The organism is Reichenbachiella agariperforans (assembly GCF_900142205.1).
GTDB classification, from domain to species: Bacteria; Bacteroidota; Bacteroidia; order Cytophagales; family Cyclobacteriaceae; genus Reichenbachiella; species Reichenbachiella agariperforans.
Genome location: NZ_FRAA01000009.1, coordinates 107,007 through 127,953 on the forward strand (window position 1 = coordinate 107,007; position 20,947 = coordinate 127,953).

The following is a 20,947-nucleotide window of genomic DNA, read 5'->3' on the forward strand; positions in this document are numbered from 1 at the left end:
CTATTTATTATACTTTTATTAATCTTCAATTTTACCCATAATACTTGTAACGCCAAGGTAGTATTGCATTTCATCACTACAATTCAAACCATGAATCTACCTGCTGCTGATCTACTGCCTCACTCCCCTTCTGCGCAAAATCATTCGTCTTTTGATCGTAAACATAGTCCTGAATGAGCGTTTCTTTGTGTGTCGCGATATAGGCGACTCCTTCGAGCACCTTTGCCAGCTCCTGATCAGTCATCGTAGGGTGCAGTGACAATCGTACGAAACCCGGCTTATCCGTGAGGTTGCGCTGATCTATCTGTCCAGTCATCACATCAGATTGCTTTTGGTCTATCCCAAACAAGTAATGCACATAAGTACTGGCACATGCCCAGCCGCCTCTGACTTGCACCCCAAATCGATCATTGAGCATACGTACGACTGCATTGTAGTGAATCCCTAATAGATTAAACGAAACCACCCCTATCCGCTCTGCAGTCAGCCCACCTATGATCTGTACTCCTGATATGGCTTGGAGTCCTGAGATAGCATCTTTCAACAGCTCTTTCTCTCTCGCTTCTATTCGTTTCACATCCATTTTTTCCTTGAGACGAATGGCTAGTGCAGCTCGGATGGTTTGGAGAAATGCTGGCGTACCTCCATCTTCTTTGGTTTCAGGATCGGTACTAATACCATACCCTCCTGCAGGTTTAGTCCAAGTGACATTCCCTCCTCCTGGCACACTAGATACACCGTGATATAGTTTTTCATCCATTACCAAGACTCCACATGCACCGGGACCACCAAGGAACTTGTGAGGAGAAAAATAGATTGCATCCAATTTCTCTTCCTCATGGCTCGGATGCATATTCATCTCAACATAAGGCGCAGTAGCTGCATAGTCTACAAAACACTGTCCTCCATACCGATGTATCAGTCTAGCCAACGCATGTACTGGAGTCAGTATCCCCGTGACATTCGATCCAGCAGTAAATGCACCGATGAGTGTCTTGCAGCCTTCATAATTTTTGAGGGCAGACTCCCATTGTATCAGATCTATCTCTGCTTGATCATTAGGTGCTACGATCACCACCTCAGCACCTGCAGCGATCCACGCCACCTGATGCGAATGATGCTCCATGTGCGACATCAGTATGACTGGCTGCTCATCGAGCTGATCCAACTTCATAATCTGTATCAAGCGGTGAACAGCCCCAGTCATACCACTACCCGTCGTGACGAGCATGTCTGTATCCTTAGCACCTACATGACTCTTGATGTGTTTTCGCGCGTCTTGATAGGCGGCAGTCATCTGACTACCAGTCCTGTTAGAATAGGAATGTGTATTGGCAACCCACGGCCCTACCTGCTCCACCATGATGTCCTCGATCGGACGATAGAGCCTACCTCCTGCCACCCAGTCGGCATAGATCATCTGCTGGCGACCATAGGTCGTATCGAAGCATTGATCCCAACCGACGATGTTTTTCCTTATTTCATCGAATATCATTTGTGTTAAAGTTGTTGTCAAGCAAATTTGGTCAAGTGCGTGTTAAGAACCATACATCAGTACTGTTTTTACACTCGCGGTTTCACCTGTATATATTTGAGTTATTTTCAAAAACTATTTATTCCTTCAAAAGGGAGTTTTTTGGTATTTTGCAGCTAAATAAGATCATGATCAACATGATTAAGGAGATATATACACATGACAAAACTTGCATTAGTTCTATGGATGGTCATCGCTAGCCAGTCACTTTTTGGACAAGGGAGTTCTCCTTTAGAAAAAATTGACAGTCTGCATGTTCTCCTTCAGTCTTCGTCTCATAAGGATCTCGTCGATATATACAACGAGATTAGCTGGAACTATCGCAATATCCACATAGACTCCACGATCTACTATGCAGACAAAGCTTATGAGCTATCTACCTCCCTAAACTATCCGCTGGGTCTCAGCAAAAGCTTAAATTTCAAAGGAGTGGCTTACCGAAATCAAAGCAATTTCCTCAAGGCACTCTCCTGCTTCTTCGACGCACTCAAACATGCAGAGCAAAGCAGAAATCTTGTTCAGATAAGTTATACGCTGATTAACATCGGTAACATCTATGTCTTCCAGACCAACTACGAAGGAGCTATCGACTACTTCGAAAAAGCGCTCATCAATGCCAACAAACTAGAGGATATAGACCTAATTGCCTATTGCCACGTCAACTTAGGAAGATCCTACGTAGGACTAAAGAATTACATAGATGGCGAAAAACACCTAAAACATGCGCTCGAACTTCGTATAGAACAAAAAAACGATGAAGGCATAACAATCACTCGGGTAGACCTGGCCAATTTATATATTTTGGATGGGAAATATGACCGAGCGGAATCCCTGCTACTACAAAATCTAAAAGATGTCAAATCGCTATCTCATCAAACTACGCTGGCTTATTCGTATCTAAACTTAGCCAAGATCGCTTTGCACAAAAACGATTTGAACAAAGCCAAAAAGTACGCAAAACAAAGTCTCAGTGTTTGTGAAGCCAACCGCATAAAAAAAATAGAAAGTGATATTCTAAATCTACTCTCTTCGATCTATGAGGCAGATGGCAATGCAACACAATCCCTGTACTATCTACAGCAGTTTATTATCCAAAAAGACTCCATATTCAACGAAGAGAGCACTCGAAAAATAGAGTCGCTGCATGCCAGCTACGCAGCAGAAAAGAAAGAAGCGGAGACCAAATTTCTCAAGCAGCAAACAGAGCTCAATCTACTCGTCATCCACAGACAAAAGATCATTATATGGCTAGCCGTCATCATATCGATATTGTTTCTCGGCCTAGCTATCACAGCTCTCAAAGCAGCAAAGGACAGGAAGAAAATGACTTTTCAGATCGAAAAACAAAAAGAAGATGCCTTCAAGCACAACAACAGCCTCATCGATCTCAATCATGAAAAAAACAACCTCATTCGGATTCTGTCACATGACCTGAGAGCACCTATCAACAATGTCAAAGGACTAACAATGGTACACATGTCCAATCACAATTTTGACAAAGAAGACCGTGACATGCTAGATCATATCGTCACCGAATCAGATCGATTATTGAATATGATCACAAAAATTCTGAATGTAGAAGCCCTCGAAGAAGAAACCAAAAACTATCGTTCGGACAAAATCAATGTCGCTTTTGTAGCGGAGCAGGTGATAGACAACTATCGTTCAGCCGGCAAACAAAAAAATATTCAGTTCACATATGACCTAGGCAAAAAAGCTCGCCATATACTAGGTGATCAGCTACAGCTGCACCAAACCATGGAAAACTTGATGTCCAATGCGATCAAATTTTCTCCAAAAAACACGACAATTCACGTTCAAATCACGTCATTTGAGAATGATAAAAAGTTGCGTATCTCTTTTAAAGACCAAGGACCAGGCCTCACGGATGAAGACAAGAGTAAAATATTCAAGAAGTTTCAAACCCTAAGTGCTAAACCAACAGGGGATGAACAATCCACAGGACTAGGGCTCTCTATTGCCAAGCAATATGTCGAACAAATGGAAGGAGCAATCTGGGTAGAAAGTACGTATGGAGAAGGTACCACTTTCCATATCGAGTTTGCCCAAGTTCAATAACGATAGCTTATCCAACGAATATAGTCTAATTTTGATCTCTCAACATACAATCAAGATATGCCTGACGGTAGAAACAGAAAAGATGTACAAGTAGGACTAGCTGTAGATATAGTTCTCAAACAGGACCAACGCAACGGCACACTCACCCGAGGTATCGTACAAAAACTACTCACCAAATCTTCCAATCACCCGCATGGCATCAAAGTCATGCTCGATGATGGTCAGGTGGGTCGTGTCAAACATATTCTGGAAGAATAGGATTAAATCACGCCTGTCTTAACTGGTAGCACGTCTTGCCTCACGATCCATAATCCCTGTAAATTTGTTAGGAATAGGTATTTCTACCTTAACCTCTTTGTTAGTTATTGGATGCACAAACACTAAGCGGTCTGAACACAATAACAACCCCTTGCCATACAGTACATCTATCTGCCCAGAATACAACTTGTCCCCCACTATGGGATGCCCCAAATTAGCCATGTGGATACGCAGCTGATGCGTCCTGCCTGTCACAGGGTACAAATGAACCAATGACAAATAATCATATTTTTGGGAAGGTGAAACACGTATCACCTCATAATCACTCCTCGAGGGCTTATCATCCACTATATCCGTCAGTGTCCCTGATGACTCGACCACCTGTCCAACCACTACTGCTTGATAGCGCTTCCGAATTTCTTTGTACTCAAACTGATGTCCCATCGCTACTTGTGCTCTTTCGGTTTTGGCAACCATGACCAATCCACAGGTGGGGCTATCCAATCTATGAAGCGGACGCATGATCTCCAATGCATCAGGCTCATGTGACGGCTTGAGATTGATCGTCAGGGTGTTTTCTAGCGTTTTGAACATATTACCATTGACAGGTAGTCCCCCTGGCTTATTGAGTACGGCTAAATGATCATCTTCATAGACAACAGGAATAGTTTGCTTGAATACCTTTCTACGTGGTGCACGAACTTCCACCTGACTAGCCACATAGCTAATCACATCTCCGACTACTACCCGCACATCGGTAGACACCGTTTTTCCATTAACCCTAAGTGCCCCAGACTGTATGGACTTGCGAGCCTTTGCCTTAGAGGCTATCCATTGAAACACCTCAGGTGCCAGCACATTCAGATAAGGTGACGATTCATTTCCTAATACGGTATAGGTTTCTTGCATACCACAAAACTATTTAATTCTAACTTTTTCTCCTTGTTTGTCCAGTAGACACTCTGATGTGGGAGCAAAGAAAAAGCTATACGCCTAGACGCTTTTGGATCAAACCATCGATGAGCTGACAAAGGAGTTGGGGCTTCATCGTGCGCCAGTTGATTACCTCGAGATTTCCTCCAGAGTTGATATAAGTATCGATATTAAATTGGTTCATTTCAGCTAGAACAAAATCTCTAAAACCTATGGCTGTCACCCACCCTTCTTCCACATCCTCGAACCACTCTTCGTAGTAGCTATCATCAGACCCATGGAAATTGAGAATATTTTCCCCCACTAGAATAAACTTGGTAATCTCAGCGGCCAGCAACTCATCGACAATGTTTCGCTTGAGATGCATGATATCATTATTTAGGGCATCATTCCACTCGCCTATAAACTCAATCACTGCATAGCCCTGATCATAATCTAAGTACAGAATCTTCACATAGAGAGTTTCTGACCCCATAAAATCCCACCCGGGATCTATATAGTATCCATAAATTGTATCTGAATAAGTATCGTAATTATACTCCTTGCCATGAAATGGCGAATACTCATCTTTGCTAGAATCGTAATATTTCAACCAACCATAAAATGGCTCAATTACATGCATATATCACCCTTTGTATTGATCTATTGCTTCTCGTACAGACCCGTGATCTCCGATGAGACGTTCTGCAATTTTTCTATCTACCTCTATCTCACCCATGAGCATATTGATTGCTCGATCGATCAACTTGGCATTACTGAGTTGCATATCTACCATTTTGTTTCCTTTGACATGACCTAATTTGATCATCACCGATGTAGAAATCATGTTGAGAACGAGTTTGGTCGCTGTACCGGCTTTCATCCGCGTACTACCTGTGACGAACTCAGGGCCTACCACTACCTCTATTGGGTACTTGACAGCATGAGCAATTGGAGACGCTTGGTTACATACGACACATGCGGTGGTTAAACCTTGGGTCATGGCTTTTTGCACGCCACCTAATACATAAGGAGTTCTACCTGAAGCTGCCACTCCTATTAATACATCTCCCTCAGTAGCGCCGTGTTTTTCTAAATCCTTCCACGCCTGAAACTTGTCATCCTCAGCATTCTCTACTGATTTTCGAATAGCATCATCTCCACCAGCCATGATACCGATCACTCGATCATGTGGCAACCCATAGGTCGGAGGAATCTCCGAAGCATCTACCACCCCCAATCGACCGCTCGTTCCTGCTCCAATATAGAACAGTCGTCCACCAAGATTCATTTTTTGAGCGATCTCTTCTACCAGTGGCACTATGGCGGGTATCGCCTTTGCCACTGCTTGTGGTACACTTTGGTCTTCTTTGTTCATCGAACAAAGAAGTGCCTCCACTGTCATTTCTTGGAGGTCATCGTAGTTTGAGGTTGCTTCGGTTGTAGTCATGGTTCAAAGGTTTGTTATATCCATCATTTTAAGAAATTTTTGAATTAAATTCTTGTTAAGAATTTAGCACGAAACGGTTTTAAATGAATTTCCCCCTCAAATTCAAAATATCCGCTACTGACTGTAACGCTCAGAGGACTGCATGAGTCCCTTGTCATAAGTCTTCCACTCCCCAATGCGTTTCCCCTTTTTATAACCTCCTACCGATAGAAGCAGCCGCTTTTGATCCGTATAATATTCAAACTCCAGCCACGCTCCATCTTTATTCCCTCGCTTGTAACTTCCTTGTTCAAAAGCCAACTCTCCGTTGTAGATCCCCTTAAGTTCTTGGTATTCTCCATGCAGGATTCCTTTCTTGTAGTGCTCGATCTTGACTGTATCGGTGCGCTGAACTTTATCAGATAAATTAGCCTCACAGCACTGTGCGTAATAGACCCACTGCCCATGTCTCTCGTTTCGCTTCAGCGTCCCTAGCCCAATCACATCATGAAACTGACTCCACAAATCTTCGGGATCATAAAACACCCTGCCCTGAAAAGTAGTCTTCCAAACTGGCGGTTCAGTCTCGCTATCACTTTGGATCAGCATCTCTGCTCCATCCATCCGAAAAACCACTATCCCGGACTCGTCCAAATACGGGTTAAATATCCTGCCTGCAGTTAACTTTCCTTTATCAAACTTCAATTCGTAAGGAATCGCAAATACTCGAACCTTACCCTCCTCGCGTACGAAATAATCCCGCTGGATGCTACGATCCACACTACCGTCAACGGAGACATAGCCCCTATCGTACACCTGCGTGGTATCTTCGCCAGTACCTCTGTGTCTCCATTTCCCCTGACGAAAACCATTCGAAATCCGCCCTTCATTGGTCCAAATTAAAGTAAGCTTACTCTTTGGCATATCCGGCATTGGGATCATAAAAGCAGACTCCTTAATGACCCAATCTCTACCCGCACTATTGATCACCTCATATTTTAACTCCACATGACCAAAACCATCATCTACCGGTAAGTATTCTCGCTCATCGGACGACCGAAAAGCATAAAAATCACCTTGTAGGTTTTGATTCTCTCTAGCTCCAGCCACCATCAATGTATCATATCTAGGCACAAACGAAGACTCTCCATCATAGCCCATCTGCTCTAGCGAATCCTCTAGCACCACTAGAAGCACTTCATCATTCAGTGCTTCTGCATAAGTCATATCCTTTTGGTACAAGGCGACAATCATGTCTGTATCTACCTGAGTGGATTGCGCTTGTACATTCAGCGCAGCGAGCAACGACAAAACAACTAATCTGTATTTCATAACTTTCAATGTTTTAGGGTTCAATCAAGAACATAGTACAACCCCACAAAAACCATACTAACCCTCTGCCCTGTGATACAAAGCCAATCCTGCCACAGGGTCTTCGCTAATCACACCTACAGCTACTCCCATATCTGTCCCTACCTTTCGAAGGATATTGCTAAAATAGAAAGCCACTGAACCCGTAAAATGCACTGGCACCTCTTGATACCCCGTGTACTTGCATACATTCTGCTCAAAAAAATCTTGAAAACAATCGTACGCCATCTGATACAAGTACGGATGCTGGATATGCTGAAAAATAAATTTAGCAAAGCTTGCTAAAAAGCGAATCGGCATCTCAGATTGATAAATCTGCTCTAAGACTTGATCTCTCGTCAACTGAAACCTAGCATCGAACTTCGCTTTTAAATCCTCTGGAAGTTCGTGCTTAAAATAGCGTTTGATCAACATACGTCCAAGCATATTACCACTCCCTTCATCACCTAGCAAATACCCCAATGAAGTGACATTCTCTACGATAGATTCCCCATCATATAGACAAGAATTAGAGCCTGTACCAAGGATGCAAGCAATCCCCTGTTCTCTACCACACAAAGCACGAGCAGCTGCCATCAGATCATGGTCCACTGACACTACCGCCTCTGGATACAGCCCATAGAGCGCATCAGCAATAAGCGCCTTGTTCTTATCCGAAGAACAACCCGAACCATAAAAATGTATAGCGGTCATCTTTGTGTCCTGATGCTCGATGAGTCCCTCACTAATGGCAGATTGAATTTCCTCCTTTTTCATATAATAAGGATTGATCCCTCCCGATTTGGCTTGAGAGATATTCCCTTGTTCGTCAATCAATCTCCAAGCTGTCTTGGTCGATCCACTATCTGCTATTAGTATCATGCTTTGAATTTTATTTAGGATAATATACCGACTACTTCGAACTTGTCAAACACCTTGTCGGTATGTGGTGCATCGCGCAGTTCCTCTGTCAAATCCTGTCCTGCCCAATGTTCGTAGTGTTTGCCATCACGCCACAACCGCGAACTGCCCACATCGTAGATTTTACCATCATAGGCCACCCAGATTTCTTCACGATCCTGTCCATTGCGAAGCGCTAGTTGTTGTCTGGTGTATGGTTTTAGATTCAATGTTAAAGAGTTTAATTAGAAAGTGAAAAGTTATAAAGTTGACAGAAGTACTGAACCATGTCGTATTGATCTAACATCCTTTTTCATCTTGGCTCTAGTCTCCTAATTATAATCAATCTTCCAAAGTCACGACAGTGATCCCCATCCCTCCTCTTTCGACATGTTCATCTGCAGTTTTAATCACTTTGCGATTCTCTCGTAGGACATTCCTGACCAAATCTCTCAATATCCCATGACCTTTGCCATGTAGAATCTTGACCTCTGGATGCCCCAGTAGCAAAGCTTCATCTATATAGTCCTCTACTTTGCCAATAGCCTCTTCTGCTCTGACACCACGGATATCCAGCGTCATATTAAAATTGGCCATTTTGAAGTTCAGATCTATACCTGTCATTTGCTTGACACGATCATCAGTGGTCTGTTTAAATTGCTTGCTGGATATCTTTTCCAAATCCTTTAGTTTGACACGAGAGGTCAAGCCTCCCAATGTCAGTTCCACCTGATTGCCTTTGATCGCGACGACCTCACCTGCAGCCCCTGAGCTCACCATTTTCACTTTATCTCCTACCTCTATCTTTTGCTCTTTAGCACTCAATGGCTTGGCGACTTTAGTCACAGCCTCCTTGGCAAGCTGGTCTCGGTGCGTGTGGAGTTGCTCCCTAGCGAGCTGTACCCGTTTCTTATCTGCTTTAGCTTCTTGGATTTGCTTGATGGTTGACTCTACACGCTTGTTCGAAGACTCGATCACGCGAGCCGCCTCACGCTTGGCATCTTTGAGTACTTCATCCTTTTTCTTATCCAAAAACTTCTTGAGGTCTTGATAATCCTTGATCGAGTCGCTGAGACGCTTGTTTTTTGCCTCTATCTCCTTTTTTTGTTTATCAAGATTATTCTTCTCTGCTTCCAGTTCGCTGAGCATGCGGTCGAACTGCACATGAGACACACCAGCCTTCTTCTTGGCTCTTTCGAGCATTTTGGGATCCAAACCTATCTTACCCGCGATCTCTAACGCAAACGAACTACCCGGTTTGCCGATTTCCAACTCATAGAGCGGTTCCAGTTTCTTGACATCATACTTCATCGCTGCATTGACGATCCCGTTGACCTGATCTGCCATTTTCTTGAGATTACCATAGTGCGTGGTGATTGCACCATAGGCTTTGGACTTAGCCAATTCGTACAGTACCACCTCTGCGATTGCTCCGCCAAACTGCGGCTCTGTCCCTGTCCCGAACTCATCGATCAGAAACAAAGTCTTGCTATCGGTATGCTCCAAAAAGAACTTCATATTCGTCAAATGCGAACTGTAAGTACTGAGGTCATTTTCGATAGACTGTTCATCACCTATATCCATGAATATGGACGAGAACATCCCAAACTTAGACTCCTCATCTACCGCCACTGGTACACCACACTGCACCATATACTGAATCAACCCAATGGTTTTGAGACACACAGATTTACCTCCAGCATTTGGACCAGACACGAGCAATATACGTTCAGAAGGCGAGAGCACAATATCCAACGCCTTAATCTCTCGTCCCTGTTCATGGAGCGCATGTTCGAGGATGGGATGGCGTGCTTGCTTCCACGCTATCTTTTGTGTCTTTTCTACCACGGGACAGATACACTCGAAAGTAATCGCAAAACGTGCCTTGGCTTGGATAAAGTCCAACACGCCTAGCATCCGTAATCCACGCTCGATATCTCCCTGATGCATCCTGACCATATCGGTGAGTTCTGTCAGGATACGGATGATTTCACGACGCTCTGCATATTTCAGTTCACGCAGTTCATTGTTGATTTCTAACGCCTCAGCTGGCTCCAGATACACGGTCTGGCCAGTCGCTGACTCATCATGGACAAATCCACGCACGTGCCTTTTGTGCTCCGCCAGTACGGGGATCACCAGTCGACCATCTCGTACCGTGAGCGATGCTCCATCAGGCGTATAGCCATGCTGATCAGCTTGCTTTAGTATCTTATTAACAGCTGTACGCGCACGCACTTGACTCTTAGATATCGCCGAACGTATGCGCATCAATTCCTTACTGGCATCATCACGGAGCTGCCCTTTCTCATCAATTTTGGACTCCAAAGCATGAAGCAACAATGCATCCACTGCGATAGCACCTAACCTGTCGAACAAGACCGGGTATTCGGTTTCGTGCGTAGTAAAGAACAAATGAACCTTCCCTAGTGTATCGACCACCGCTTTGATCTCATGCAGCTGCTCCTCGTCTAGAAAACTACCTGGTACTTGCGCTTGTTTGAGATAGGGAAATATGTCTGTATAAGCAGCAGCAGGAAAACCACCACCACTTGTCAAGATAGACATGAATTCACGGGTCTGTCCCAGCCATTCGTTTATTTTGTCTACACGGGTAGAAAACACCAATCGATCCACAAAATCTTGACCCAGTGGACCGAGACAATTGTCAGAGATGATTTCTTTTACTTTGTCAAAGCTCAGTTTGACTTCTATTTCTTTCGGGTATAAATTCAATGAATATATGAATTAGGCAACTTATAACTTATTCTGTTTGGGCGCAGCAATCTTGCGAAGCTTTGGGTCTCTGAGTGAATCGGTACGGGTCAGCGGCTTTTCCTGCTCTTCTGCTACCGAACCTTCTTTCACCTCTAGAGCCAAAGAGTCGCTCAAACTAACCGTCAGCGAATCTTTCCCTATGTTGGCTATGGAATCCTTGATGGCTTGCTTCCTTTTCTTCTTTTCCTCCGCCAGTCTCTTTTTCTCTTTCTCCTCTTCCTCTTCTAACACCGCTGCATGTTGATCATTGACATTGAGGCTATCTACTACGACCTCATAGATCTCGTCCAGCAACTCAGGTTTCGATATATAATACTGGTAGCTCTTTTCGTACATCGCTTTGTCTACCCCGTACTTCTCGAAAATCTCTTGCTCCAGCGAATTGTAGACCTTATTGGTAGAGTCTGTTCTGACTTTCAACAACAATACTTTCGCTTCTAAGAGATGTTGTTCTATCAATATCTCGGTCATCTTGCTTTTTGAGATCACATCTTCTGGTCTATCCCGCTTACAAGCGTTAAGAAATGTTAATGTTAGCACTGCGAGCAAAAAAATAAATTTGTGTCTCATATAAATTTTAAGATTCTCTTAATTTTAAGCTCCCAAAAGTACAATGAATGAAGGACATCCTCAAGAAGCTTAGGAAATACGAGATTAGAATTAGGAAGGCCTTAAACTCCCACATGCAAGGGGACTATCACTCCATCTTCAAAGGATCAGGATTAGAGTATGATGACATACGATCCTATCAGTATGGCGATGATATACGCACCATCGACTGGAATGTATCTGCTAAAGGGCAAGGAACCTTTGTAAAGACTTTTAGAGAGGAAAAAGAGCAAAATGTCTTTTTGATTCTAGACGTCAGTGCCTCCCAAGAGATCGGCACCAAGGGACGTCAAAAAATGGATATCAGCAAAGAGATCTCTGCCCTACTCGCCATGTCTGCTATCAAAGAAAACAGCCAAGTCGGACTTATCTGTTTTTCAGATCAAAAAGAAAAGTATGTAAAACCAGGCAAAGGCATGAAGCACTCCTTTAGCCTAGTCAACGAGATATTCAAACTCGTCCCTCAATCCAAAAAAACAGCTCTCAGCAAGGCGTTTCGTTTCACGAACCAGTTGTTAAAGAAAAAAAGTATCGTCATCTTGATCTCAGATTTCATAGATGAAGACTATCAGCATGATCTCAAGGGACTGGCACACAAACACGACCTAATAGCCATACATATCTCAGACATCCGTGAGACGAGATTCCCTAATCTGGGCATCATCCCGATAGAAGACAAAGAATCAGGCCGTACACTATGGAGAAACACCTCTTCGCGAGAATTCAGAAAGATACTAGACCAAACCCATGGACAAAAACAAGCCGATTTGGAGCAATTCTGCAAACGAAACCAAACCGACTACATCAAGATACAAACGGATGAAGACTATGTACCCAAGCTCATCAAAATGTTCAAGGTCAGAAATAAAGCTGGAAAAAGTGGTTAAAAAATTCGTATTCATCTTAGTATCAATCGCTATGTATCAGCCCCTTTGGGCGCAAGACATCGCACCCAAAGGCGTATTCCTAACCGACAGCATCATGATCGGGGAAGAGATCTCCTATACGCTATCGGTGAAGTACCCCAAAGGCTGGCAAATCGTATTCCCAGACTCGACCTACGACTATGCACCGTTCGAATTCAATAGAAAAACCTACATCTCTACGGTATCAGATAGTACATGGGCCTTTGATAGTGTGACCTATGTACTGAGCAGTTTTGAGATCGACCCCATACAGCAGCTACAGCTGCCTATATACGTTCTTCAAAAAAATGACAGTATAGAAATCTTGTCTGATCCAGACTCTGTCTACTTCCATGACATGATCACGCAGCTACCCGATAGTATCGTGCTCAAAAACAACGTGGCATTTCGCGAACTCATCTATTCATACAATTATCTATACATAGGAATCGGGACAGCTGTCATATTACTGATACTCGTAGGCGGCTATTTCCTATTCAGGAAAACCATCCACGCCAAGTACCAACTCTACTTCCTACAGCGAGACTACCGACGTTTCGTGCAGCAATACGAAGCAGACATGCAGCGCATCCAAAACGGTAAAGACAACACAGCAGCCATCGAAGGACTCGTACTGAGCTGGAAGACCTTCATGGAGCGAATGGAAAACCGTCCCTTCACCAAATACACCACACGTGAAATCATCGCTGCGGGCTATGGCGGTGAAGAACTGAATGGAACTTTGCGAAAAATTGATCAATCCATCTACGGCAAGGTCGCCATAGAGGATATGCACCAAAACCTAAGTGCACTGAGCCAATTCACAAGCAATCAGTTCGAGATAAAAAAGCAGGAAATCAAAAAACAGGAGACAAACAATGGGTGATCAGGTAGCTAATTCTTCACAATGGCTTTCGTCGCATTGGTTTCAGTGGGAGACCTTGCAAAGCTTCAACTGGGAGCTATCCGTGGTGCTGTACGCATTCTATGTACTCCCGCTCGTGATATTGATATGGTTCGCCATCGATATCATGAAAAAGCAGAGCCTCTCCATCGCCCTGACGGATCGTGACATCAAATGGAGCCCCACTAGCCTACTGCGTCTGATCCCGCACCTGATCATGCTCTTGATCCTAAGTCTACTGCTACTCGCTCTCGCCAGACCACAAAAGACCAACGAAAAAGTAGAACAATGGACCGAAGGAATAGATATCATGATGCTCATTGATATCTCCGAATCCATGCAAATCGAAGACTTCAAACCCAACAGGCTAGAGGCAGCCAAAGATGTCGCACGTAAGTTCGTCTTAGGTAGATTTCAAGACCGAATCGGATTAGTGGTTTTCTCTGGTGAAGCCTATTCTCGCTCTCCGCTCACGACGGATTACGACCTACTCAATACCTACATCGATGACATAGATTTCAATCTGATAGAGAAAAGTGGGACAGCCATCGGGAGTGCACTTGCAGTGGGAACCAACCGCATGAGAGAGTCCGAGAGCAAGTCAAAGGTCATGATCCTGATCAGTGACGGAGACAACACCGCCGGAAACATCGACCCCATCATCGCAGCAGAGCTGGCAGATGCCTACGACATCAAAATCTATACAATCGCCATCGGCAAGGAAGGCAAAGTACCCTTCGGAAAGGACTTCTTTGGTCGTACGCGCTACGTCGAAAACACGCTCAACGAAACAACCCTCCGTGAGATCGCCAAAATCGGAAATGGCAAGTTCTACCGCGTCTCCGACAACCAAGCACTGGAGGATGTGTTCATGCTGATAGACAAATATGAAAAAGCGGAGATCAAAGAAAACCGATTCAAGGACACGACAGACTTCTACCCCATCTACCTCAAATGGGCCATCGTCCTTTTCCTCCTTTGGATGCTCCTCAAGTCAACCTTCATCAGCAACATCCTACAGGATTGATAGATAGTGAGTCTTAGTCCCTCCCTACCTGTCTTAGCATCACGTGTGCTTATCTAATGCGACCGGGCAGAATAGAGTGGTTGAAATAAGTGCGTTGCATATAGACCCAAGCCTACCAAACCAAAAGCACCGTCATTGCCCGGCTAGGACGAGGTACGAGGACGCAGATCGGTGCAATCCCCCACTACAAGCTGTTCAGCTATTACACCTCCTGCAAAACACCAACAACGGGCGGACGCCCTTCTATCTGAGCAAGTGCCAAATGGTATCTGTCTCTGCTCAATGATTGATTAGCCTACTTCTCCGCTCGCCGATGGGGATAACCTGGTCTATCGCGGCTATGACGGGTAAAATAGAGTGATTGAACGCTTTGCATATAGACCCAAGCCTAGCAAACCAAAAGTACCGTCATTGCCCGACTAGGACGAGCTACGAGGACGCAGATCGGCGCAATCCCCCACTACGAGCTGTACAGCTGTTACACCTCCTGCAAAACACCAACAACGAGCGGACATCCTTCTATCTGATCAAGTGCCAAATGGTATCTGTCTCTGCTCAATGATTGATTAGCCTACTTCTCCGCTCTCCGATGGGGATAGCCTGGTCTATCGCCAGGCTATGACGGGTAAACATAGAGTGGTTGAACGCTTTGCATAGACCCAAGCCTATCAAACCAAAAGTACCGTCATTGCCCGACTAGGACGAGGTACGAGGACGCAGATCGGTGCAATCCCCCACTACAAGCTATTCAGCTACACCTCCTGCAAAACACCAACACTTCTACATTTTTGGTCTTAGGATCGCTCGCGCTTAACCTAAGACCAGAGAAATTACCTAGACCAGTAAGAGGGAATTTGTATCACTAGGCCTTAAACTGTCGGAGATGATGATCTGTATGCTTATAGACATACTGCCCGATTTGGTCGCGGGTCATCGCTCCAAAAAACGGATGCAAAAACCCAGCGAGTTCGTCGGGACTGATCGTCGAGTATCTCTCCAGTAGTGTCTTCCAGTTGTTCTTCAAAGGCACTATGTCTCCTTCGCCCGTTATTTTGAACGCTGGATGAGTAGGTTGATTTTCTTTCAGAGGATTGTCATTTTTAAGAATCCCTTTCAAGGCTACTTTCCCAAAAAGCCTACCTATAAAAAGTCTCTTGTATTGATTGTCCCCTAGAAACATTCGCTCACTCAAAATACAATGCCTTAGCATCTGATAAGTATTCATTTTGCCCCACGCCGCTGTTGCTTGTGGTGAGAGATTGTCGATTCTAAGCTGTAGTTCGCTCAAGACGTTTTGATCAAAGATTGTTTTCATGATTCAATGGTTAATTAAATGATAAAACAAAATTGGGCATTCGTTCGCTTCCAAATCTTGTCATATGTCAAGAAACCGAACCGCTGGCCATTTCTTTTCTAATCCTACTCAAAGAAGTATCTGTAATGCCCAACAAAGTTGCGATATGTTTGAGCGATGCATTTTTGATAACCTCAGGATGCTGTCTAAAAAGTGTTTCATACCTTTCTTTAGCAGATTTAGTAATCATTTCAATGTTGCGATTTTTCATCACAAAGTAGCTCCCTACCAACCGCGTACGCCCCGCTTCTCTAAAGTCAGCGATCGAATGAAAGAGCTCTTGAAACCTGTCAAAACCTAGTCGCCAAGCAGAGCATTTTGTCATCGCTTGGTAGTACTCTGAGGTCTTTTGATGCATGAAGAAAGCAGGCCAGTCTATGACTATTTCTCCCTTCGAAAAAAAGTGAGTGGTAATATCATTGCCCTTTGTATCGATGGCAAAGGACCTCACAAACCCTTCTTCTAAAATGTAATAGTGGTCAATGGTCGAACCGGCATTGAAGAGGTAATCGTTCTTGTCAATGACAACATGCTCAAAAGCATTGACTACCTCCTCCACATCTTTAGACAAGGATAGGTCCTGTTCAAAATATTCTCTAAGTTTTTCTCTCACTGCTATAGGTTGTTTGTGATAGGTATAGTTATAATGGATGGAAATTAGCAAGCAATAGTCGATCTATCTACGGAGAGTCACACTTTATTTACTAACTTATCTACAAGGTGATCGAATAGGCATTACCTATCACACTGGGCAGACGCCCTTCTTTGGTATTACATAATACCAAGAAGATTTCAGTCGCATTGGGAAATGCGACCAGTCAGAATAGGGTGGTTGAAATAAGCGCGTTGCATATAGACCCAAGCCTAGCAAACCAATAGTACCGTCATTGCCCGACTAGGACGAGGTACGAGGACGCAGATCAGCGCAGTCCTCCACTACGAGCTGTACAACTGTTACACCTCCTGCAAAACACCAACACTTCTACATTTTGGTTCTTAGGATCGCGAACGCTTAACCTAAGACCAGATTTTTTTGCTTGACCAGTCTCGTCACTTAGACAAAGCATAATTATCCTATTGGTAAGCCCCGGACGAGAATCCCAGCTCAGCAAAAACCCCCTTTACAAAGCCTGAAGGCGGTTTTCACTCCCCCTTTTTCAAACACGTGTGTTTGGAGCCTGAAACACGTGTGTTTGGGGCTTGAAACACACGTGTTTGAAAGGTCGAACACACGTGTTTGGAAGACCGAACACACGTGTTTGTTTTGAGGGGCATTTGACTTGCTTTTATGGGGCTCTTTGAGAGAGTAAATACTAGAGAGGGAAACCATTTCCCGCTAAACTTTCGGGTGGTCTTAATAAACTAAAACAAGGAATAACCCACAGATATATCTGGGGGCTAATTGCTTTAGCTCTTACCTTTGGTGTACTTTGTTCAGTTACACTCAATGAATCTATGCATTGGTTCTGAGCAATACTTTTAGAAAATTTTGCTTTTTCCTTCTCCGGCTTGATCATCCCAGTTGTTATCTCTTTTTTCGTTCTATCGTTTTATTGCTTTTCCTATGTTCTGAATCTTTTGATAATAAGTCCATTGGCTTGGGTTTTAGATAGAAAGAGAGTGAATACAATTGTGAATCCTCATTATCAACGCAGATAAGCCTCTCAAAAGCAACCCGACCAACCTAGAATCTTTGGAAAGTCATAACACGCTGTTCTGGTAGAGATTTCTACGAAGGACTCTCCTCTCTCCCATCAGCATGTAGTGCGAATCTACCACGCTTTGGATCGTGTACTTGTTCGGACTTAGGCCATGGCCATCCACCAAACTGCGTACGACCATACTCCTGCATCGTTTGATGGATTTGCTCATGGGTATTCATCACGAAGGGGCCATGTTGTACGACGGGTTCATTGAGTGGTTTGCCTTGCAGCACCAACACATAACAGTCCGTACCTCCTCCCACTAGTGAGAGTTCGGCAGTACTATCCACATCCATGAGGTGATAGTCGCTGATCTCTTGACCTTCCACTTTCAGCCCCGTTCCTTGGTAAAAATACAAGGTGCGGTTCGCTTCGGTACTTTTGGCAGCAGGAATGGACACCTTCGCACCCGGCTCTAGTTTGATCGTCCAGATCGCTACCTCATGAGCATCGTCCGCAGCCCAAGAATCTGGCGCAGGGCGCAATGCTTGCTGCTCCCCAAATGCACCCGCGATCACACTCACTTTGCTCTTTGCTCCATCTGTGCTTTGTTCGACGACAGGGATTTTTTCATGCCATAGCATGGAGAAGTAGGGCTCCACCATTTTGCTCTTCGCAGGTAGGTTGAGCCAGATCTGAAAAATCTCCAGTGTATTTTCTTTGTCCTGATTGAGCAACGGAAACATCTCCGAATGCTGTACGCCTTTGCCAGCAGTCATCCACTGCACATCTCCCTCTCCAAATCGTCCAGCTGCACCCAAAGAATCTGAATGGTCTACCATGCCCTCTTTGGCGATGGTAACGGTCTCAAAACCACGATGTGGGTGGGACGGAAAACCTGGCACGGTCATGCCATGATACATTCTAAACCCATCCTTGATCGTAAAATCTGACCCCATATTGCGCCCTGATAGACTCGTCGCTGGGCCGAACTGCTCATTCCCTTTTGGGTAGAGGTCTCTATGATGTGCACAAAACAAAAATGGATCTTGGGTTCGCCATGGAAAAACCATCGGCTCGATGTTTAGAATCTTATCAGACATGATCTTGACTATTCAAATTATATGTTACAACATATATACAGAATCATTGGGTGTTGGTTGCTATTTCTGGAAGCTTTTTTCAAAAATGGCAGTATAATCCTCCTTTCGCATCCCGTCCAACTGCTGCGTCATCTGGGCAAAGTGCTGCTGAAACTTTGGGTTAGCGACGCGGGCGTACATGTATTCGATCAGAGATTTAAACTCGTCTATCAGTGTCACATCTGCACCCACAGACGCTAACCAAGCGATATGTGCCGTCAGGTGTTCTTTGGCTTCTCTTTTAGCCCCTTCATCCAAATGTACAATGTTGTAGGCACTGGGTCGATCTAGGACATTGAGGTAGATATTGGATACAGCTATGATCTGGCGATCCACAAAATATCGATGCACCTCTCCCAGTCTCGCTACATTGAAGACACTCACAGTTGGGGCTATTTCTATCGCTACGTGTGGACACTTAACCTGAACCTGTTCGATATTCTTCAGCAACAGCTCCCACTTCAGTCCTTTGCGGACATACTCTCCTCGCTGCGCTAGTTCATCGATACTCACCGACACTTTCACGTGATCAAACTGCCGCCAATAATCACAGGCATCATAGGTTTTGCGCTGGAGCAGGCTTAGGTTGGTATTGTATCGAATCAGCGGTTGTTGCTTTGTAGCCAGCAAGCTATCCAACAGTTGATAATGCTCCTCCATCATGAGTGGCTCACCTCCAGCAAAATACACCTCGTCGATTGCCTCACAGTAGTTCATCACGTCGGTGACCAATTGGCGATTGTTGGTCGTAGCGCGAATAATAGCCTGATTACCCGCCGTATTATTCAGCTGTTTGCCCTCTTCGAACCAACTCGAACTGGCACCATGCCAGCACGTCCGGCACCTGAGGTTGCACACGTTAGAAAACCGAATATCCAGATACACAGGCTTTAACTGACTGGTTACAGTCTGCTCATTCACGATTTGTCTAGACAACTCGGGATACTTGGCGATCGTTTCGGTACGCATACTCTCCTTGCCCGCTTGCTCCCTATGTAGACAACTCGAACACCTCCTATCCACTCCCTGGACTAATACCTGCTGACGAAAAGCCTTAATTGATTCGCCCTCCCATATATCAGACACAGACTGATGCGCCAAATCCCCATAGGTGACAGACGTGCTACAGCATGCCTTTACCTTACCCGTCGTATCGGCATGTAGATGCACCCAAGGCATAGGACAAAATTTATGGTCTGGTATTTGATCTTTCTCTGTCAATTTGGATTAAAGATTTGGAACATTTAGATTCAAAACAAGTTTAAGGTATCCGAAGCAATTTGATTATTTTGAATGGTAATTTAATAGCAATATGAAGTCGAATATACTCAAGTCATTTATCATACTTCTCTTTATTTTCGGTGGCTCCATCATGGCGCAATCTCATGTGCACCCAGACGGTGAACTGACCAAAATGAAAGTCAACAAGCTCAGTTATAAATTCAAAATAGGCTGGTTCACGCTCGGGGGTGGTGATCTCGTATTTGAAGAAAACAACATGATAATCCAGGATCAATACCACCATGTCGTAAAGGCTTACGCCTATACCGATGGCATGGCTGCCTTTTTCACTGAGATGGATGACAACTATATGTCAGTCATCAATAGCCGTACACTACACCCCTACCTCTCAGAGAAACACGTTACGATCAAAAACGGATTTTGGGATCAATGGAACTCGTTTGACTATGACAAGAATGAGATCACTGTCAAGGCTAAAAAAACCAAGAAAGGAGAGAAATCAGACCGCAACTGGGTGGTCAACATGACCCCAGACAGCTATGATATCGTCAGTACCTTCGTGTATTTCATGGATGTAGACTGGTCCAAGCATAAAAAAAATGATACCGTCACCGTGATGACTCACTACAAAAAGAAGGTCTACCCTGTATCACTGATTTATAAAGGCAAAGACAAAATCAAATACAACGATGAGAAAGTCGACACTTACCTCACACAGATATACTTACCCGCAGATACAGAGTACACCTACGGAAGGCCTGTACACGCTTGGGTATCTAGTGATGGTCGCAACATCCCCTTGGCCATCCAGTGCAAACTAGCCTTTGGGAATGCCCGATGCGAACTCACTGAGGTCAATGGTGGCACACCAGATTTTTAGG

At 44.4% G+C, this 20,947-nt stretch carries 19 protein-coding genes; 6 read left to right on the forward strand and 13 right to left on the reverse strand.

Features of this window, described 5'->3' with window-relative positions:
* Positions 1 to 76: 76 nt before the first annotated feature.
* Positions 77 to 1,495, reverse strand: a complete 1,419-nt coding sequence (locus BUB99_RS18085; RefSeq protein ID WP_073124908.1) for an aminotransferase class V-fold PLP-dependent enzyme — start codon at positions 1,493 to 1,495, stop codon at positions 77 to 79.
* Positions 1,496 to 1,693: 198 nt separating this feature from the next.
* Between BUB99_RS18085 and BUB99_RS18090 the strand changes: the two genes are divergently transcribed.
* A complete protein-coding gene (locus tag BUB99_RS18090) occupies positions 1,694 to 3,613 on the forward strand; it encodes an ATP-binding protein (protein ID WP_084190654.1) in 1,920 nt (639 codons plus the stop codon).
* Between the two features lie 57 nt (positions 3,614 to 3,670).
* A complete protein-coding gene (locus BUB99_RS18095) occupies positions 3,671 to 3,871 on the forward strand; it encodes a YwbE family protein (RefSeq protein ID WP_073124913.1) in 201 nt (66 codons plus the stop codon).
* Positions 3,872 to 3,889: 18 nt separating this feature from the next.
* On the opposite strand, the gene BUB99_RS18100 is transcribed toward BUB99_RS18095, so the two are convergent.
* The 8 genes from BUB99_RS18100 to BUB99_RS18135 all read right to left on the reverse strand — a co-directional run bounded on the left by BUB99_RS18100 (position 3,890) and on the right by BUB99_RS18135 (position 11,810).
* A complete protein-coding gene (locus BUB99_RS18100; protein WP_073124916.1) occupies positions 3,890 to 4,780 on the reverse strand; it encodes an RluA family pseudouridine synthase in 891 nt (296 codons plus the stop codon).
* Between the two features lie 76 nt (positions 4,781 to 4,856).
* The gene (locus tag BUB99_RS18105; protein ID WP_073124918.1) at positions 4,857 to 5,426 is read right to left on the reverse strand and encodes a hypothetical protein; all 570 of its coding nucleotides are present in this window, start codon (positions 5,424 to 5,426) and stop codon (positions 4,857 to 4,859) included.
* 3 nt (positions 5,427 to 5,429) lie between these two features.
* Entirely contained in the window at positions 5,430 to 6,233 is an 804-nt protein-coding gene (locus BUB99_RS18110; protein ID WP_073124919.1) for an N-acetylmuramic acid 6-phosphate etherase, read from the reverse strand.
* Positions 6,234 to 6,347: 114 nt separating this feature from the next.
* Entirely contained in the window at positions 6,348 to 7,544 is a 1,197-nt protein-coding gene (locus BUB99_RS18115; protein ID WP_139281091.1) for a toxin-antitoxin system YwqK family antitoxin, read from the reverse strand.
* A 57-nt stretch (positions 7,545 to 7,601) separates the two neighbouring features.
* On the reverse strand, positions 7,602 to 8,444 hold the full coding sequence (locus BUB99_RS18120) for a BadF/BadG/BcrA/BcrD ATPase family protein (RefSeq protein WP_073124925.1): 843 nt from the start codon (positions 8,442 to 8,444) through the stop codon (positions 7,602 to 7,604).
* Between the two features lie 14 nt (positions 8,445 to 8,458).
* The gene (locus BUB99_RS18125; protein WP_073124928.1) at positions 8,459 to 8,692 is read right to left on the reverse strand and encodes a cytochrome b5 domain-containing protein; all 234 of its coding nucleotides are present in this window, start codon (positions 8,690 to 8,692) and stop codon (positions 8,459 to 8,461) included.
* A gap of 112 nt (positions 8,693 to 8,804) precedes the next feature.
* A complete protein-coding gene (locus BUB99_RS18130; protein WP_073124931.1) occupies positions 8,805 to 11,198 on the reverse strand; it encodes an endonuclease MutS2 in 2,394 nt (797 codons plus the stop codon).
* A 21-nt stretch (positions 11,199 to 11,219) separates the two neighbouring features.
* Positions 11,220 to 11,810 (reverse strand): DUF4296 domain-containing protein, encoded by a 591-nt coding sequence (locus tag BUB99_RS18135; protein ID WP_073124933.1) that lies wholly within the window; start codon positions 11,808 to 11,810, stop codon positions 11,220 to 11,222.
* 47 nt (positions 11,811 to 11,857) lie between these two features.
* Between BUB99_RS18135 and BUB99_RS18140 the strand changes: the two genes are divergently transcribed.
* The 3 genes from BUB99_RS18140 to BUB99_RS18150 are packed head-to-tail and all read left to right on the forward strand — an operon-like array spanning position 11,858 to position 14,685.
* A complete protein-coding gene (locus BUB99_RS18140) occupies positions 11,858 to 12,736 on the forward strand; it encodes a DUF58 domain-containing protein (RefSeq protein WP_073124936.1) in 879 nt (292 codons plus the stop codon).
* A 31-nt stretch (positions 12,737 to 12,767) separates the two neighbouring features.
* On the forward strand, positions 12,768 to 13,640 hold the full coding sequence (locus BUB99_RS18145; RefSeq protein ID WP_073124939.1) for a hypothetical protein: 873 nt from the start codon (positions 12,768 to 12,770) through the stop codon (positions 13,638 to 13,640).
* A complete protein-coding gene (locus BUB99_RS18150; protein WP_073124943.1) occupies positions 13,633 to 14,685 on the forward strand; it encodes a VWA domain-containing protein in 1,053 nt (350 codons plus the stop codon). The genes BUB99_RS18145 and BUB99_RS18150 overlap by 8 nt, the downstream gene beginning before the upstream one ends.
* 862 nt (positions 14,686 to 15,547) lie before the next feature.
* On the opposite strand, the gene BUB99_RS18155 is transcribed toward BUB99_RS18150, so the two are convergent.
* The 4 genes from BUB99_RS18155 to BUB99_RS18170 all read right to left on the reverse strand — a co-directional run bounded on the left by BUB99_RS18155 (position 15,548) and on the right by BUB99_RS18170 (position 20,003).
* Positions 15,548 to 16,000, reverse strand: coding sequence for a DUF1569 domain-containing protein (locus BUB99_RS18155; protein WP_073124945.1), 453 nt, complete (start codon positions 15,998 to 16,000; stop codon positions 15,548 to 15,550).
* Between the two features lie 67 nt (positions 16,001 to 16,067).
* A complete protein-coding gene (locus BUB99_RS18160; protein ID WP_073125026.1) occupies positions 16,068 to 16,652 on the reverse strand; it encodes a Crp/Fnr family transcriptional regulator in 585 nt (194 codons plus the stop codon).
* A gap of 1,116 nt (positions 16,653 to 17,768) precedes the next feature.
* On the reverse strand, positions 17,769 to 18,785 hold the full coding sequence (locus BUB99_RS18165; RefSeq protein ID WP_073124947.1) for a pirin family protein: 1,017 nt from the start codon (positions 18,783 to 18,785) through the stop codon (positions 17,769 to 17,771).
* Positions 18,786 to 18,845: 60 nt separating this feature from the next.
* Positions 18,846 to 20,003 (reverse strand): twitch domain-containing radical SAM protein, encoded by a 1,158-nt coding sequence (locus BUB99_RS18170; protein WP_073124949.1) that lies wholly within the window; start codon positions 20,001 to 20,003, stop codon positions 18,846 to 18,848.
* Positions 20,004 to 20,136: 133 nt separating this feature from the next.
* On the opposite strand from BUB99_RS18170, the gene BUB99_RS18175 reads away from it, so the two are divergent.
* Positions 20,137 to 20,946, forward strand: coding sequence for a DUF3108 domain-containing protein (locus tag BUB99_RS18175; RefSeq protein WP_073124951.1), 810 nt, complete (start codon positions 20,137 to 20,139; stop codon positions 20,944 to 20,946).
* Position 20,947 lies beyond the last annotated feature (1 nt).

Bases quoted from the DNA above. Each gene is read 5' to 3' on its own strand.
- BUB99_RS18085 (WP_073124908.1), bottom strand. From the start codon at position 1,495: ATGATATTCGATGAAATAAGGAAAAACATCGTCGGTTGGGATCAATGC.
- BUB99_RS18090 (WP_084190654.1), top strand. From the start codon at position 1,694: ATGACAAAACTTGCATTAGTTCTATGGATGGTCATCGCTAGCCAGTCA.
- BUB99_RS18095 (WP_073124913.1), top strand. From the start codon at position 3,671: ATGCCTGACGGTAGAAACAGAAAAGATGTACAAGTAGGACTAGCTGTA.
- BUB99_RS18100 (WP_073124916.1), bottom strand. From the start codon at position 4,780: ATGCAAGAAACCTATACCGTATTAGGAAATGAATCGTCACCTTATCTG.
- BUB99_RS18105 (WP_073124918.1), bottom strand. From the start codon at position 5,426: ATGCATGTAATTGAGCCATTTTATGGTTGGTTGAAATATTACGATTCT.
- BUB99_RS18110 (WP_073124919.1), bottom strand. From the start codon at position 6,233: ATGACTACAACCGAAGCAACCTCAAACTACGATGACCTCCAAGAAATG.
- BUB99_RS18115 (WP_139281091.1), bottom strand. From the start codon at position 7,544: ATGAAATACAGATTAGTTGTTTTGTCGTTGCTCGCTGCGCTGAATGTA.
- BUB99_RS18120 (WP_073124925.1), bottom strand. From the start codon at position 8,444: ATGATACTAATAGCAGATAGTGGATCGACCAAGACAGCTTGGAGATTG.
- BUB99_RS18135 (WP_073124933.1), bottom strand. From the start codon at position 11,810: ATGAGACACAAATTTATTTTTTTGCTCGCAGTGCTAACATTAACATTT.
- BUB99_RS18140 (WP_073124936.1), top strand. From the start codon at position 11,858: ATGAAGGACATCCTCAAGAAGCTTAGGAAATACGAGATTAGAATTAGG.
- BUB99_RS18145 (WP_073124939.1), top strand. From the start codon at position 12,768: ATGTATCAGCCCCTTTGGGCGCAAGACATCGCACCCAAAGGCGTATTC.
- BUB99_RS18150 (WP_073124943.1), top strand. From the start codon at position 13,633: ATGGGTGATCAGGTAGCTAATTCTTCACAATGGCTTTCGTCGCATTGG.
- BUB99_RS18155 (WP_073124945.1), bottom strand. From the start codon at position 16,000: ATGAAAACAATCTTTGATCAAAACGTCTTGAGCGAACTACAGCTTAGA.
- BUB99_RS18165 (WP_073124947.1), bottom strand. From the start codon at position 18,785: ATGTCTGATAAGATTCTAAACATCGAGCCGATGGTTTTTCCATGGCGA.
- BUB99_RS18170 (WP_073124949.1), bottom strand. From the start codon at position 20,003: ATGCCTTGGGTGCATCTACATGCCGATACGACGGGTAAGGTAAAGGCA.
- BUB99_RS18175 (WP_073124951.1), top strand. From the start codon at position 20,137: ATGAAGTCGAATATACTCAAGTCATTTATCATACTTCTCTTTATTTTC.